This is a genomic window from Corynebacterium sp. 74A (assembly GCF_008930665.1).
GTDB lineage: Bacteria > Actinomycetota > Actinomycetes > Mycobacteriales > Mycobacteriaceae > Corynebacterium > Corynebacterium megadyptis.
In genome coordinates this window covers 159,723-175,234 of sequence record NZ_PQMG01000004.1, presented here as the reverse complement: position 1 = coordinate 175,234, position 15,512 = coordinate 159,723, and the positions used below count along the sequence as shown (strand labels likewise).

Here is a 15,512-nt window from a genome sequence, read left to right as displayed (position 1 = left end):
TCTCGGGGTTCGCTGCGTTCTGAGGGCGCTAGGCGTAGGGGAAACGAGCCGACTGAGAGAGATCAATCTCCACGCGAGAGCGGGCATAGGGGAAGGCCCGCTGATTGCATTCGGGCCGCGAGCAGCTCCGGCAGCCAGGGCCGATAGGGGTGGCCGCGTCTGGGGAGAGATTCAACCCGTGGGAGTACACCAAGCGATCCGCGTGGGTGATATCGCAGCCCAAGCCAATGGCGAACTGGGCAGGGTGGTGGCTAAAGCTCGTCGCCCGGCGCGTAATGGTGCGCGCGATCCACAGGTAAGCGCGGCCATCCGGCATGGCCGCGACCTGGCGCACGATGGTCTCGGGGGTGTCGAAGGCGCGGTGGATGACCCAGAGCGGGCAGCTGCCGCCACTGTGGGAGAAGTGGAACGACGTTGCGGATTGGCGCTTCGAAATATTGCCTGCTCTATCGGTGCGAATGAAGAAGAAGGGGACCCCGTGCGCGCCGGGGCGTTGCAGGGTGGATAAGCGGTGGCAGGTGGCCTCGAAGGAGGTGCCAAAGCGGACCCCGAGGGCCTCGATGTCATAGTTGAGCTGCTCGGCCTGGGCGAGGAACTCTCCATAGGGCAGGGTGACGGCAGAGGCGAAGTACTGGGCCAAGCCCAGCCGCGCCACGTTGCGGGTGCTCTCTGGCAGCGTGTCGGCGATGCGGCCAAAGAGCGGATCCAGCACGATCAGCCCATATTGCAGGGCCATTTCGAAACAGAGCTGCGCAGCGGAGAGATCGCTGCGCAGGCATAGTTCCCGATGGGCGCTGAGCTGCCGCTTGGGGCCCACGTGATGATGATTGAAGCGGACGCTGATCCCCGCGTCCTCGGCGAGGCGTTTGGCCAGGTTCATGCTCCGCAGCGAGCCGGATCCGAGGCTCGCGGCGAGAGATTCGGCCTCCTCCTCGATAGCGGGGAAGTGGTTGTGGTGGGCATAAAAGAGATCGCGCACAGTCTCGTAGGGGTTCGAGGCGCTGTCGTCCTCATCCCGCGGGGTGCGCAGCAGCGCGGTTGTGAATTCCGGATGGTGGGTGGCGATCTCGTAGAGCTCATTATCGCTCACCGCGATGTCTGGAGCATGCGCGATGCGCTCTTTGAGCCCGTCGATATGGCGATAGGCGCTATCGGTGGAGAAGTAGTCCACACCCACCGAGAAGTGCTGTGCCAAGGAGATCAGCAGCGGCGCGGTGAGCGGGCGTTTGTCGTTTTCTAATTGGTTGAGATAGCTGGTGGAGATTCCGAGCAACCGCGCCATCTGCGCCTGGGTGAGATGGCGGGCGGAACGCAGCGCCCGAATCCGTACCCCCGCAAAAAGTTTATCCATGACTACCTGCCTCGCTATGTATGCACCTAACAGGGTATTTTACAGGGTTTACAAAACAGCCGAGGTAAGTCTGCAAAAATTTTCACCTTTTACTGTGACCGGAGAAACATTTTTCGCCCTAGCGTTAGCGGTACCCCATACGGCACGACCCCTCAGGGAGAAGTGACATGAAGATCCATGATGTGCGGACCTACCGCTCCGCTGAAGAATTTCCGCGAGACGAGCATCTCGCGGCCAAAATCGCAGCGCTCGCCGCGGACCCCGTGGCCATCGAGGCAGACGTTGAGGAAATGATCATCAACCGCCTCATCGACAACGCGGCCGTGAGCGCGGCCTCCGTGGCCCGCCGCCCCGTGACCGTGGCCCGCCGCCAGGCCGAGGCGCATGCCGTCACCACCGGCGGCGCCCAGGTCTTCGGCATCCCCGGCTCCTATAGCGCCGAATGGGCCGCGTGGGCCAATGGCGTGGCGGTGCGCGAGCTCGACTTCCACGACACCTTCCTTGCCGCTGAGTATTCTCACCCCGGCGATAATATTCCCGCCCTGGTGGCCGTAGCCCAGCACACGGGCCGCTCGGGCGCGGAGCTCATTGCCGGTATTGCCACCGCCTATGAGGTGCAGGTGGACCTCGTCAAAGGCATGTGCCTGCATGAGCACAAGATCGACCACGTTGCCCATCTCGGCCCGTCCGTCGCTGCCGGGCTTGGCACGCTGCTCGGCTTGGACGAGGAGACCATCTACCAGGCCATCGGGCAGGCCCTGCACACCACCACGGCCACTCGCCAATCACGCAAGGGGCTCATCTCCTCTTGGAAGGCCTTCGCCCCGGCCTTCGCCGGCAAGATGGCCGTCGAAGCGGTGGATCGGGCGATGCGCGGCGAGGGCGCCCCAGCACCCATTTGGGAGGGCGAGGATGGCGTGATCGCCTGGTTGCTCTCTGGGCCGGAGCACACCTACCAGGTGCCGCTCCCGGAGAAGGGCGAGCCGAAGCGGGCCATTCTCGATACCTTCACTAAGGAGCACTCCGCGGAGTATCAATCCCAGGCGCCCATTGATCTTGCGCGCCGGATGCGCGAGCGCATCGCCGATCTCTCTGAGATCGAGTCCATTGTGCTGCACACCAGCCATCACACTCACTATGTGATCGGCTCAGGTGCGAATGACCCGCAAAAGTTCGATCCCGATGCCTCCCGAGAAACCCTCGATCATTCGATCATGTACATCTTCGCCGTGGCCCTAGAGGACGGCGATTGGCACCACGAGCGCTCCTATGCTCCCGAGCGCGCCCACCGCCCAGAGACCATCGAGCTGTGGCACAAGATCTCCACAGTGGAAGATCCCGAGTGGACCCGCCGCTATCACTCCACCGATCCCGCGGAGAAGGCCTTCGGCGCCCGCGCCGTGATCACGCTGCGCAACGGCGAGGTGATCGAGGATGAGATCGCCGTCGCGGATGCCCACCCCCTCGGCGCACGTCCCTTCGCCCGAGAGAACTACATCCAGAAATTCACCACTCTGGCAGAGGGTGTCGTCGATAAGCGGGAGCAGGAACGCTTCCTTGACGCGGTGCAACACTGTGCCGATCTCTCCGGCACTGAGCTGAATCAGCTCAATCTCCAGGTTCGCGAGGAGGTGCTGGCGCAAGCGCCGCACACGGGGAAGGGGCTGTTCTAGATGAACGAGCGACTGTTCGCACCTGCGGCCACTGCCCGCGATATCCGCGCCAGCTTCGCCCGCTCTTTGCGCAGCGGCGAATTGCAGCGACTGCCCGGGGCGTTCTCGCCGCTGGTCGCCCGAGCTATCGAGGACGCCGCATTCGATGGCGTCTACGTCTCCGGCGCCGTGGTCGCCGCCGATCTCGCGCTCCCCGATATCGGCCTGACCACCCTCAGCGAGGTGGCTGCCCGCTCGCGGCAGATTGCCCGGAGCACGTCTTTACCGGTGCTTGTCGACGCCGACACCGGCTTCGGTGAACCCATGTCCGCGGCCCGCACCATCGCCGAGCTGGAAAACGCCGGAGTCGCCGGCTGCCACCTCGAAGACCAGGTCAATCCCAAGCGCTGCGGCCATCTCGATGGCAAAGAGGTGGTGCCGACCGAGCTCATGGTTCGCCGCATCACGGCGGCGGTGAATGAACGCGCCGATCCGAACTTCATCATCTGTGCCCGCACCGATGCCGCAGGAGTGGAAGGAATCGACGCCGCCATCGACCGGGCGCGCGCCTATGCCGATGCGGGAGCCGACATGATCTTCAGCGAGGCGCTGACCACGCCACAGGACTTCGAGGCCTTCCGCGCCGCCGTCGATATCCCGCTCTTGGCGAATATGACAGAGTTCGGCAAAACTCAGCTGCTCACCGCCCAGCAGCTCCAGGACATCGGCTATAACGCCGTGATCTATCCCGTGACCACCCTGCGTATCGCCATGGGCCAAGTAGAAGACGCCCTCAAGGAGCTCGCAGCGACGGGCACCCAGGAGGGGTGGCTGGAGCGAATGCAGCACCGCTCCCGGCTCTATGAGCTGCTGCGCTACGCCGAGTACAACGCCTTCGATCAAGAAATCTTCACCTACACCAACCCAGAAAGTGGGGCATAACAATGACGCAAGACACCACGATTCGCAAGGGGCTCGCCGGGGTGGTGGTGGACTACACCGCCGTGTCCAAGGTGGTGCCGGAGACCAACTCCCTGACCTACCGCGGATACCCCGTCCAGGAACTCGCACGCTACTGCAGCTTCGAGGAGGTGGCCTACCTGCTGTGGAATGGTCAACTGCCCACCCCTGATGAACTGCGTCGTTTCTCCATCCGCGAAAAAGCGCTGCGACATATCGATCGCGGGCTGATCGAATTGGTGAATAAGATGCCCACCACCTGCCACCCCATGGACGTGTTGCGCAGTGCCGTGAGCTATATCGGCTCCCAGGACCCTGAGGCCTATACCAAGGACTCCGATCATATCCGCCGCACCTCGCTGGAGCTTATGGCCAAGCTGCCTACCGTGATTGCCCTGGATATTCGCCGCCGCCGCGGCGAGGGCTATATCGAGCCCTCCACACGCAAGGGCTTCGCGGAGAATTTCCTGCACATGGTCTTCGGCGATGCGGAAGGATCCCCGGCCAATGACCGCGCCGATATTGAGGCCTTTGATAAGTCGCTCATTTTGTACGCGGAGCACTCCTTCAACGCCTCGACCTTCACGGCGCGCGTGATCACCTCCACCATGTCTGATACTTACTCGGCCGTCACTGGCGCCATCGGTGCTCTCAAGGGGCCGCTGCACGGTGGCGCTAATGAAGCCGTCATGCACACCATGTTGCAGATCGGCGACCCCGCTCGCGCGGAGCAGTGGGTGAAGGATGCCCTGGCCAATAAGGAACTGATCATGGGCTTCGGCCACCGCGTGTACAAGCGCGGCGATTCCCGCGTCCCCACCATGGAGGCGGCGTTTCGGGAGCTTGCCGAGAACCACGATGGCGATAAGTGGGTGGAGATGTACGACATCATGGCGCGAACCATGGATGAGGCCACGGGCATCAAGCCGAACCTGGACTTCCCCTCTGGGCCGGCCTATCACCTGCTCGGATTCGATGTGGAGTTCTTTACTCCCATCTTCGTGATGGCGCGGATCACTGGGTGGACGGCGCACATCATTGAACAGAATGAGTCCAACTCGCTCATCCGTCCGCTCTCCGCCTACAACGGCGAAGAGCAGCGCAAGGTTCCGGCGCAGACGGTCGAATAACACGACTTCCGCACCTTCCTGCCGGGGTTGCCCCCGAGGAGGGGCGGTAGCGTCTCTCACTCACTCCCAGATCCACAGGCATAGTGGACGCATCACGCAGCTGCGCCGACACGGTGGTTCCTGCACACACGGAAGATGAAGAAAAAAGCGGCACTCAGGTCTTTACGGCAGTCATAACCGAGTCAAAGACAGGGTTCCGCTAGGACTTCACTTTCGCTGCTGTGGGCGATGAACTATCGCCGCACACCAGTCGGCGCGCAGGCGTACGGGCTCTTAGGGTGCGTTCCACATTAGGATGTGGGATGTGTGAGGGAGGCGATCATGGCTCCGGTGCATGTTCCTCCTTACATGCGCCGGAGCCATGTGCTTTTCGCGGCGCATGCAAAGTACGGCGCTCCAAGGCACTACTCTGTGTGATATGCCCGACACAACGGGCGCACGACCAAGAAAGAGATATATGAATCAGGATAAGTCCCTGCCCAGTTTTGACAAGGTGCTCGTGGCCAACCGCGGTGAGATCGCGGTCCGTGCCTTCCGCGCCGCTTATGAGATCGACGCCAGCACGGTGGCGGTCTATCCCATCGAGGATCGCAACTCCTTCCACCGCTCGCATGCCACCGAGGCCGTGCGCATCGGAGAAGAAGGCGCGCCTGTCAAGGCCTACTTAGATCCGAATGAGATTATCCGCGCCGCCCAGAAAACTGGGGCGGATGCCATCTATCCCGGCTATGGCTTCCTTTCGGAAAACGCCACTCTTGCCCGCAAGTGTGCCGATGCCGGCATCACCTTCGTGGGGCCGCCCGCCGAGATCCTCGATCTCACCGGCGACAAAGCCGCGGCTGTCACCGCCGCCCGCAAGGCTGGACTGCCCACCCTGGAGGAGTCCACACCGAGTGACAATATCGATGACATCGTGGCTGCTGCCGAGGGGCAGGAGTACCCGATCTTTGTGAAGGCCGTGGCCGGCGGTGGCGGACGCGGCATGCGTTTTATCCCCAGCCCCGATAAGCTGCGTGCCCTCGCGGAAGAAGCCTCCCGTGAAGCGCTCTCGGCCTTCGGCGATGCGAGCGTGTATATCGAGCGCGCGGTGATTAACCCGCAGCACATCGAGGTGCAGATCCTCGCCGATAACACCGGTGATGTCATCCACCTCTACGAGCGCGACTGCTCTTTGCAGCGCCGCCACCAGAAGGTGGTGGAGATCGCCCCCGCCCAGCAGCTCAGCGCAGAGCTCCGCGAGAAGATCTGTGCCGATGCGGTGAAGTTCTGTCAGTCCATTGGCTATGTGGGCGCCGGTACCGTGGAGTTCCTCGTGGACGAAAACGGCAAGCACGTGTTCATCGAGATGAACCCGCGCGTCCAGGTGGAGCACACCGTGACCGAGGAGGTCACCCAGGTAGATATCGTGCAGACTCAACTGCGCATCGCCGCGGGTGCCACCTTGAAGCAGCTGGGACTCACCCAGGACGCCATTCACACCGAGGGCGCGGCGTTGCAGTGCCGTATCACCACCGAGGACCCCAATAACGGTTTCCGCCCCGATACCGGCGTGATCACCGCCTACCGCTCCCCGGGCGGCGCGGGCGTGCGCCTAGACGGCGCCGCCATGCTGGGCGGCGAGATTACCGCGCACTTCGACTCGCTATTGGTGAAGATGACCTGCCGTGGCCCGAACTTTGCCATCGCGGTATCGCGCGCCCAGCGCGCTTTGGCCGAGTTCACCGTCTCCGGTGTGGCCACCAATATCGGCTTCCTGCGCGCCCTGCTGCGCGAGGAGGACTTCCTGCACAAGCGGATTTCCACCTCCTTCATCGAGGACCACCCGTGGCTCCTGCAGGCCCCGCCTGCCGACGATGAGCCCAGCCGCATCCTCGAATACCTCGCCGATGTCACCGTCAACCAGCCCAATGGTGCTGCGCCCCAGGTGGGCCGCGCCAAGGCGAAGCTGCCGGTGGTGCCCAAGGGGGAGCGCCCCCGCGGTTCCCGCGATGTGCTCCAGGAGCTCGGCCCGCAGAAGTTCGCCGAGCAGCTGCGCGCGAACACCACGCTCGCGGTCACCGATACCACCTTCCGCGATGCCCACCAGTCCCTGCTCGCCACTCGAGTGCGCCAGTCCGCGCTGGTGCACGCCGCGCGGGCGCAGTCCTATCTCACCCCGGAGTTGCTCTCTGTAGAGGCCTGGGGTGGCGCCACCTACGATGTGGCCCTGCGCTTCCTTCACGAGGATCCGTGGGAGCGGCTGGATCAGCTCCGCGAGGCTATTCCGAATGTGAATATCCAGATGCTCTTGCGCGGCCGCAATACCGTGGGCTACACCCCCTACCCGGACACGGTGTGCCACTCCTTCGTGCAGGAAGCCGCCCGCTCGGGCGTGGATATCTTCCGTATCTTCGATGCGCTCAATGATGTCTCGCAGATGCGTCCCGCCATCGAGGCAGTGCTGGAAACCAACACCGCTGTGGCCGAGGTGGCCATGGCCTACTCCGGCAACCTGGCCGATCCGAATGAGTCGCTCTACACCTTGGACTACTACCTGAAGCTCGCGGAGCAGATCGTGGAGTCCGGCGCCCACATCCTGGCCATCAAGGATATGGCCGGGCTGATGCGCCCGCAGGCGGCCCGCACCCTGGTGTCGGCCCTGCGCAAGGAATTCGACCTGCCGGTGCATGTGCACACCCACGACACCGCTGGCGGCCAGCTGGCGACCTATATGGCGGCGGCTGAGGCCGGTGCCGATGCCGTCGATGGCGCGTCCGCGCCACTGGCGGGCACCACCTCGCAGCCCTCGCTTTCCGCGATTGTGGCGGCTTTTGCCAATACCGAGCGCGATACCGGGCTATCGCTGAAGGCGATCTCCGATATGGAGCCCTACTGGGAGGCCGTGCGCCAAATGTATGCCCCCTTCGAAACCGGGCTGGCCGGCCCCACGGGCCGCGTCTACCGGCACGAGATCCCGGGCGGGCAGCTCTCGAACCTCAAGGCACAGGCCACCGCCTTGGGCTTGGCGGATCGCTTCGAGCTGATCGAGGACTACTACGCAGCAGTGAGCGATATGCTGGGCCGCCCCACCAAGGTGACGCCCTCCTCGAAGGTGGTGGGCGATCTCGCCCTGCACTTGGTCGGCGCGGGCGTAGATCCGGCGGACTTCGCCAAGGATCCGCAGAAATACGACATCCCGGATTCTGTGATCGCCTTCCTCCGCGGCGAGCTGGGCACCCCTCCGGGGGGCTGGCCGGAGCCGCTGCGTAGCCGTGCCCTCGATGGCCGGGCCCAGGGCAAGGACCCGTTGGAGGCGCTGTCCTCCGACTCGGAGGAGGCACTGCGCAGCGAGGATGTGGATACCCGCCGCCAGATGCTCAACCACCTGCTCTTCCCGCAGCCCACCAAGGAGTTCGCCGAGCACCGTCGTCTCTTCGGCGATACCTCGGTGCTGACGGACCGCGAGTTCTTCTACGGCCTGAAGTCCGGCGAGGAATCTCTGATCCGCTTGGAGAACCAGTCCAGTCTCGTGGTGCGTCTCGACGCTATCTCCGAGCCGGACGATAAGGGTATGCGCACCGTGGTGTGCAATGTCAATGGCCAGATCCGCCCCATCAAGGTGCGCGATCGGTCTGTGGAATCCATCACCGCCGCCGCCGAGCAGGCGGACCCGAACAACCCGGGCCATGTGGCTGCCCCCTTCGCCGGTGCGGTCACCGTGAACGCCTCCGTGGGCGATGAAGTCTCCGCCGGTGACGCCGTGGCCGTGATCGAGGCCATGAAGATGGAGGCCTCCATCACCGCCCCCGTGGATGGCACCATCACCCGGGTGGCGCTGCAACAACCCACCAAGGTTGAGGGCGGCGACCTGCTCCTCGTCATCGAGTAGCCGCCGCGCCCGCTGCGCATAAGCGAACTGGCCCCTGTCCGGCAAGGACAGGGGCCAGTTTTTATCGCGAACCGCCTTAGCCGCCACAGAGCGTGTCGCCGCGAGGTGAGCTAGCCGCTCCCCAGGCAGCACAACGTCCTAGACAGCACACAGCCGCGTGTGCACGAGGCATCACGCGGCTATGCGGGAGGGTATGTGACTACTTGATCTCCATGAGCGGCTCGCCCTTGGACACGCCGGAGCCGTTCTCGGCGCTGAGGCCTTCCACGGTGCCGGACTTGTGGGCCTTCACGGGGTTCTCCATCTTCATGGCCTCGAGGACCACAACGGTGTCGCCTTCGTTGACTTCCTGGCCCTCTTCCACGTTCACCTTGATCACGGTGCCCTGCATCGGGGCGACCACGGCGTCACCGGAGACAGCCTTCTTGCCGCCGCCGGCGCGACGCTTCTTGGCCTTCTTCTTGGCGCCGCCAGTGCCACCGCCCAGAGCCATGTCGCCCGGCAGGGCCACCTCGACGCGACGGCCGTCGATCTCCACGACCACCTTCTGGGAGGGGATCTTCTCCTCTTCCTCATCGGCGTCGGCGGGATCCACGTAGGGCTCGATCGGGTTGTCCCACTCCTCTTCGATCCACTTGGTGTAGACGTCGAAGCCTTCACCATCGCCCACGAAGGCGGGGTTCTCCACGATGTGTGCGTGGAAGGGGATCACGGTGGGCAGACCCTCAACAACGTACTCGGCGAGAGCGCGGCGGGAGCGCTGTAGCGCCTCCTCGCGGGTCTCTCCGTAGACGATGAGCTTTGCCAGCATGGAGTCGAACTGGCCACCGATCACGGAACCCTGAACGATACCGGCGTCCATGCGCACGCCCGGGCCGGAGGGCTCGTGATACTTCACCACGGTGCCGGGGGCCGGCATGAAGTTGGAGCCAGCGTCCTCGCCGTTGATACGGAACTCGAAGGCGTGACCGCGCGGCTTGGGGTCTTCCTTGATGTGCAGCTCGCGGCCCTCGGCGATGCGGAACTGCTCGCGCACGAGGTCCAGGCCGGTGGTCATCTCGGTGACGGGGTGCTCCACCTGCAGACGGGTGTTCACCTCGAGGAAGGAGATGAGTCCATCCGAGCCCACCAGATATTCGACGGTGCCAGCACCGTAGTAGCCGGCCTCCTTACAAATACGCTTAGCGGACTCATGCAGCTGGGTGCGCTGCTCATCGGTGAGGAACGGGGCAGGGGCCTCCTCAACGAGCTTCTGGAAGCGGCGCTGCAGGGAGCAGTCGCGGGTGCCGGCAACCACGACGTTGCCGTGCATATCGGCCACCACCTGGCACTCCACGTGGCGGGCCTTGTCTAGGTAGCGCTCCACGAAGCACTCGCCGCGACCGAAGGCGGCAGTGGCTTCACGGGTAGCGGAATCGTAGAGGTCGGCGACCTCTTCCATCTTGTAGGCCACCTTCATGCCGCGGCCGCCGCCGCCGAAGGCTGCCTTAATGGCGATGGGCAGGCCGTGCTCCTCAGCGAAGGCCACCACCTCATCGGCGTCCTTGACCGGCTCCTTGGTGCCCGGAGCCATCGGTGCTTCGGCGCGCAGCGCGATGTGGCGAGCGGTGACCTTATCGCCGAGATCGTTGATGGACTGCGGGGAGGGGCCAATCCAAATCAGGCCGGCATCGATGACGGCCTGGGCGAAGTCGCCGTTCTCCGACAGGAAGCCGTAGCCAGGGTGAATGGCGTCGGCGCCGGACTTCTTGGCGGCATCGAGGATCTTGTCGAAGACCAGGTAGGACTCTGCAGAGGTGGAGCCGCCGAGGGCGAATGCCTCATCGGCCAAGGCGACAAAGGGTGCCTCGGCATCAGGCTCGGCGTAAACCGCAACGCTGGCGATTCCTGCATCGCGAGCGGCACGGATAACGCGGACGGCGATCTCACCACGGTTGGCAACCAGCACCTTGGTGATCTTCTTTTGTTCGACGGTCACTAAAACCCCTCCTGAGTTTTGAAAACCTTTAAGTTTTTGCTGTGCGATCCTCGCTATGCACAGGCATGCGCAGTGAGGATAGCGTCGGGCTACCTGTCATTGTTACACACCTAACAACAAAGCAAAGGCGGCTTGGATTAGTTATTTCGTAATTACCCCCACCGTCCACACCTAAATTCGGGTAAGGCGTGCAGGTGGTGTGGGGCGAGACGGACACCTGCGCACCCCAGATACTCCTGCTCCCGTGGCCTTATTTTCCCTGCACAGCGTCCGCGGGCTCGGATGCGGTGTGAGAGGCACGGGCATAAGTGAAGGCACACCGGCCGAGGCGAAGCCGGAAGTCGGAGACGTCCTCGGGGTGTGCCTAGTGATGCTAGTCGGAATGTCTTGTGAGCAAAAGTAGAGGTCGCTGAGCTGCCGTTGCTGCGCGCGCCGGCAGCGTCGCGCGGCCGCTGGGTTCGCTACTCGAGCGTGCCCGGCTCCTCGCCGTGCACGATGGGCATGCCGATCATATTGCCCCACTCGATCCAGGAGCCGTCATAGTTACGGACATTGCTGAAGCCGAGCAGGTACTTGAGCACGAACCAACTGTGCGCGGAGCGATCGCCGAGACGGCAGTAGACGATGGTGTCGGCGTCCTTGTCGTAGTCGGCGTAGAGCTCAGCGAGTTCTTCGCGGGAGCGGAAGCGCGAATTGGCGTAGACGGCCTTATTCCACGGCACGTTGATGGCGGTGGGGATGTGGCCGGTACGGGAGACGGTGTCGGCGGGATAGCCCTCGGCGTTGGAGGCGGCGCCGGTGTACTCGTCGGGCTCGCGGACATCGAGCAGCGTGGTGTCACCGAGCTTGGCCCGCACCTCGGCCACGAGGCTGCGGTGCTCGGAGTCATCGCGGACGGGCACCTCGTAGTTGGTGCGGGGATACTCCGGCACCACGAAGCTGGTGTCGCGCTCCTCGGCCATCCAAGCATCGCGGCCGCCATTGAGCAGGCGCACGTCTTTGTGGCCGAAGAGGGTGAATACCCAGAAGGTATAGGCGGCCCACCAATTGGACTTATCGCCGTAGATCACCACGGTGTCATCATTGGCGATGCCCTTCGAGCGCATGAGCTCGGCGAATTGTTCGGCGGTGATGTAATCGCGGATTAGCGGATCATTGAGCTCGCCGCGCCAGTCGATGCGCACCGCCCCAGGCACGTGGCCGATGTCGTAGAGGAGGGTGTCTTCGTCGGATTCCACCACGCGGAGCCCGGGGGTGCCCAGACGTGCGGACAACCAGGACGCCGACACGATCTTCTCCGGATGGGCATAGTCCGCGAGCACGGGGTTGGGGTCAAAAGGGATCGGCATGGACAATCACATTCCTCATACAGTGGGCGTTAGGTGTGCGAGGCCGTGGCCTAGCGCGTGACGACGCTAGGAGCTAGCATCGTCTGCCATCCTGCCGGCAGTGGCCTGCAGTGGTGGCAGCGAGCACGAACCCGCACACTCGAGAAGCTTCCATTCTACTTTTATCACCAGTTGGGGCATCACTCTCACTCGCGCAGTGTGTCATTCATTACGCTTTAAGGGCATGTGGAGCGAAAGTAACAGTGCTGCCTTAGAATTATCTGAGTAATGGTTGTCGAGGCATTTTCCTCTATTAAGCACTCACTTAGTGAGAGTTTCACGACGTACACAGTGCTCAGTAAGCACTCGATCCCGGAAGTAATTCTCTTAGCGCCTCCGCGTCGAGCGCACATCTACGTATCGTTGTGCTGCTGAGCAGTGTCGTTAGCGGGCCTGCTGACTATTACGCACCGGCTGAAGTATGGTGCGCCACGCGCCCTACAGCCAGCGCAGTTTATGTGATCTTCACATCTGCATGCACGACTCACAATCGCTCTACAAGGAGAGTTTTAGGCTTATGAAGAAGGGTATCGTCGTTTTCGAGGTTGAAGGCGGCAACGACAAGCAGTTCAACGGTCACCGCAAGGACACCCTGCCGATCGTGAACGCCATTAAGGAAAAGGGCTGGAAGTCCGAGGTGGTGTTTTACCGCCCCGAGTGGTCCGAGCAGCTTTTTGAGTACGTGTCCGAGAACTTCGACGCCTATATTTCCCGCGTCAATCCCGGCAATATCCCCGGCGGCGAGAAGGGCTACTTCACCCTCCTCACCAAGCTCTCCGAGGAGGCCGGCCTGGTGGGCATGTCCACCCCGGAGGAAATGATGGCCTATGGCGCCAAGGACGCCCTGGTCAAGCTCGCCTCTACCGACTTGGTGCCGGATGATACCTACGCTTACTACGACGTGGAGAAGTTCCACTCCACCTTCCCGTCCTCCCTGTCCTATGGTGAGCGCGTGCTCAAGCAGAACCGCGGCTCCACCGGCTCCGGCATCTGGCGCGTGCAGCTGGAGGATAAGGAATTGGCGGCCTCCGTCGAGCCCGGCACCGAGCTGCCCCTCGACACCAAGCTCAAGTGCACCGAGGCCGTGGACAACCACACCGAGGTTCGTGAGCTCGGCGAGTTCATTGACTTCTGTGAGCAGTACATCATCGGCGACAACGGCATGCTGGTCGATATGCGCTTCATGCCGCGCATCGTCGAGGGCGAGATCCGCATTCTGCTGGTGGGCCCGCACCCGGTGTTCGTGGTGCACAAGAAGCCGGCCGCAGGCGGCGACAACTTCTCCGCCACCCTCTTCTCCGGCGCCAAGTACTCCTATGACAAGCCGGAAGAGTGGCAGGAGCTCATCGACATGTTCGCCGATGTGCGTCCGGTCATCGCGGAGAAGCTCGGTGGCGACAACATCCCGCTGATCTGGACCGCCGACTTCATGCTGGACGACGCCGAGGATGGCGGCGACACCTACGTGCTCGGTGAGATCAACTGCTCCTGCGTGGGCTTCACCTCCGAGCTGGACATGGGTATCCAGGAAATGGTGGCCGAGGAGGCTATCAAGCGCGTGGAGGCCAAGCACGCTTAAGAGCGCGCCCCCGTGGGGCATAGCTCGAGCGCCGCATAAGCGCTGGGCCCGGACTCGATGAATCTCATCGGGGCCGGGCCTTCGCCATGGTCTGGGCCGGTTTTATAATCAGCCCATAGAGTCACGATGCCTCGTATAAAGGAGATTCACCATGACTGATGTGCAGTCCCTCGAACGGCGCATCGCCGCCCTCGAGTTGAACCAGCGGCGGCTGATGGTGCTGCTGCGGCCCGGCAGCGATGATGAAAAGGCTTTTGTGCGCGCGGTACTCGCCGCCGGTCTCGACGCCACCCAAGAGGTGGATGCGCTGAATACTATTCGCGCTTTTGTGGTGGATGATGCCCAGCGGGAGAACGCCTTAGGGCGGATCCGCACCGAGGCGGTGAAGCAGGCCGCATCCACCAAGCCGCGCACCCTCACTGGGCTCGTGGAAAGCGTGATGCTGATCGTCGGCGATGTGTGGGTGGCGGAGTCGCTGGTGGCGGCGGTGCGCACCCAGGAGCCGCAGCATGCGCGCTGGGAGCAGCTCGATCACGAGGACGTGATGAAGGAGTGGCCGCGCGTCTAGCGCAGGAGGGTGGCGGCGGCCTCGGGGGCGGCGTCTTTCAGCATCTGCTCGCAGCGCTCGTATTCCGCCGTATCGTCGATCATCGCCGATACCCGTGCGAGGGCGGCGATAGCGCGCAGCACTCCGCGGTTCGGCTCATGGGAGTAGGGCAGTGGCCCCCAACCCTTCCAGCCGTGGGCGCGCAGCCGGTCGAGGCCGCGGTGATAGCCGGTGCGGGCATAGGCATAGGCCTGCGCCCGATCGCTATCGCTGTCGGCGGTGGCTAGGGCCTCTTCTGCGAGCTGGGCCCAGAGCAGCGGTGATTCGGGGTGGCTGAGCACCGCAGACACCAGCGGGCCGGCGGCATCGGCGGCCGGATCCTCCGGCAGGTGCAGTGGCGGTGGAGCGAGCATATCCTTAAATTGCGTCATGGCTTCCGAGGATAGTCGCCGCAGCAGCCTCAGCGCAGAAATTCATGGACCTCATAGCCCAGCTGATACAGCGCTGAGCGAAGCACCGGCAGCGACAGCCCGATCACGCTCGAGGGATCGCCCTCGATGCGATCAATAAACCAGCCGCCGATGGCTTCGAGAGTAAAAGCCCCAGCACATTCCAGCGCTTCGCCGGTGCGGGCATAGGCCTCAATATCGCGGTCACTGGCCTCGGCAAAACGCAGGCGGGTCTGCGCAGACTTATTGACGCAGCCCCGCGGCGAGATAATGCAGTGGCCCGTGATGAGCGTGGCGGTGCGTCCCCGCTGCGCCCGCCAGCGCTCGATGGTTGCCTCCACGGTGTGGGGCTTGCCCTGGAGGTGGCCGTCGATAAGCAACATGGAATCGCAGCCCACCACGATATCTGTGGCGAAGTGCTCGGCTACCGCCTCTGCCTTGGCGCGAGCGAGAGCACTGACGATCTCCTGCGGTTCTCGCCCCGCCAGCTCGGCCTCGATGGCGCGCTCATCCACCTCTGCGGGCTGGCACAGTGGCTCGACGCCGGCGGCGCGCAGGATGGAGCGGCGGGACGGGGAGGCGGAGGCGAGAACGAGACGCATGTGCACAG

11 protein-coding genes are annotated in these 15,512 nt (G+C 63.5%); 6 read left to right on the top strand and 5 right to left on the bottom strand.

The features are described 5' to 3' along the window. Window positions 1-28: 28 nt before the first annotated feature. On the bottom strand, window positions 29-1,351 hold the full coding sequence (locus GBB11_RS07740) for a short-chain fatty acyl-CoA regulator family protein (protein WP_151550093.1): 1,323 nt from the start codon (window positions 1,349-1,351) through the stop codon (window positions 29-31). A 167-nt stretch (window positions 1,352-1,518) separates the two neighbouring features. On the opposite strand from GBB11_RS07740, the gene prpD reads away from it, so the two are divergent. From prpD to GBB11_RS07720, 4 genes are all read left to right on the top strand, one after another. Beyond that, window positions 1,519-3,024 carry a 2-methylcitrate dehydratase PrpD gene (gene prpD / locus GBB11_RS07735; RefSeq protein ID WP_151550092.1) on the top strand — a complete coding sequence of 502 codons (1,506 nt, stop codon included), beginning with the start codon at window positions 1,519-1,521 and terminating at the stop codon, window positions 3,022-3,024. Then, a complete protein-coding gene (gene prpB, locus GBB11_RS07730) occupies window positions 3,025-3,945 on the top strand; it encodes a methylisocitrate lyase (protein WP_151550091.1) in 921 nt (306 codons plus the stop codon). 2 nt (window positions 3,946-3,947) lie between these two features. Further along, the gene (locus GBB11_RS07725) at window positions 3,948-5,093 is read left to right on the top strand and encodes a bifunctional 2-methylcitrate synthase/citrate synthase (protein ID WP_151550090.1); all 1,146 of its coding nucleotides are present in this window, start codon (window positions 3,948-3,950) and stop codon (window positions 5,091-5,093) included. A gap of 457 nt (window positions 5,094-5,550) precedes the next feature. After that, on the top strand, window positions 5,551-8,961 hold the full coding sequence (locus GBB11_RS07720) for a pyruvate carboxylase (RefSeq protein ID WP_151550089.1): 3,411 nt from the start codon (window positions 5,551-5,553) through the stop codon (window positions 8,959-8,961). 199 nt (window positions 8,962-9,160) lie between these two features. Here the strand turns inward: GBB11_RS07720 and GBB11_RS07715 are convergent, their stop codons facing one another. Further along, window positions 9,161-10,939 carry an acetyl/propionyl/methylcrotonyl-CoA carboxylase subunit alpha gene (locus tag GBB11_RS07715; protein ID WP_151550088.1) on the bottom strand — a complete coding sequence of 593 codons (1,779 nt, stop codon included), beginning with the start codon at window positions 10,937-10,939 and terminating at the stop codon, window positions 9,161-9,163. A 461-nt stretch (window positions 10,940-11,400) separates the two neighbouring features. Then, window positions 11,401-12,288: a sulfurtransferase gene (locus GBB11_RS07710; RefSeq protein ID WP_151550087.1), complete on the bottom strand. Its 888-nt coding sequence runs from the start codon at window positions 12,286-12,288 to the stop codon at window positions 11,401-11,403. A 556-nt stretch (window positions 12,289-12,844) separates the two neighbouring features. On the opposite strand from GBB11_RS07710, the gene GBB11_RS07705 reads away from it, so the two are divergent. Further along, complete coding sequence (locus GBB11_RS07705; protein ID WP_151529531.1) at window positions 12,845-13,906, top strand: Cj0069 family protein; 1,062 nt, start codon at window positions 12,845-12,847, stop codon at window positions 13,904-13,906. A gap of 151 nt (window positions 13,907-14,057) precedes the next feature. Beyond that, window positions 14,058-14,474, top strand: coding sequence for a hypothetical protein (locus tag GBB11_RS07700; protein ID WP_151550086.1), 417 nt, complete (start codon window positions 14,058-14,060; stop codon window positions 14,472-14,474). On the opposite strand, the gene GBB11_RS07695 is transcribed toward GBB11_RS07700, so the two are convergent. Together GBB11_RS07695 and GBB11_RS07690 are read right to left on the bottom strand one after the other, a co-directional pair. Next, a complete protein-coding gene (locus GBB11_RS07695; protein WP_151550085.1) occupies window positions 14,471-14,884 on the bottom strand; it encodes a DUF3151 domain-containing protein in 414 nt (137 codons plus the stop codon). The two genes, GBB11_RS07700 and GBB11_RS07695, sit on opposite strands and share 4 nt — an antisense overlap. Window positions 14,885-14,913: 29 nt before the next feature. Then, window positions 14,914-15,504 carry a nucleoside triphosphate pyrophosphatase gene (locus tag GBB11_RS07690; protein ID WP_151550084.1) on the bottom strand — a complete coding sequence of 197 codons (591 nt, stop codon included), beginning with the start codon at window positions 15,502-15,504 and terminating at the stop codon, window positions 14,914-14,916. Window positions 15,505-15,512: the final 8 nt, after the last annotated feature.